At 43.4% G+C, this 558-nt stretch carries 1 pseudogene; it reads right to left on the reverse strand.

The features are described from left to right. Positions 1–389: pseudogene (locus A3735_RS08065) on the reverse strand (aspartate kinase); the annotation flags it as partial. Positions 390–558: the final 169 nt, after the last annotated feature.

A 558-nucleotide genomic window follows, 5' to 3' on the forward strand; every position in this document is an offset into this window, starting at 1 on the left:
AAATGCCCGTGTTGACAAAGTCTTTGAAGATCAACAAGACACTGCTCTGCATCATCCAGACGCTCGCCAATAAAACTATTCGCCTGCTGCAAAAGCTCACCTTCACCAAATAAGCCTGCGTTTATGGCCTGCATATCAGCTTTCACTTGCTGCAGCGCCTGGTGCCAACTCTTGTCTTTCAAGCCGTTGGCAAATAACGCATAGATTCCTGGCTGGCTAGTCTTTTTGTGCTCTAACAAAGCGTCTGTCATGCCGCCATACGCTGAAACCACAAATACACGCTGATAGATCGTATCCTCTCTTGAGGGTTTGCTGATTATATTATCGCGAATAGCGACATAATCACTCATTGACGTTCCACCGATCTTTTCAACACTATGCGATTTCATAACACCCTTCTATCACCAACACGCTTTAGAGAACTAGCCTGTAAAAAACGCGCTATTTTACGCCATTAACGAAATTTGTCTATCTGCCTCATTTTTAGCCCTCACTGAAAGACTGCAAGCCATGTAATCTTTCCAAAACTTAAAGCTAGATTGGCGATATTCGTTTTTA

The sequence above is a fragment of the Oleiphilus sp. HI0061 genome, from assembly GCF_001635675.1.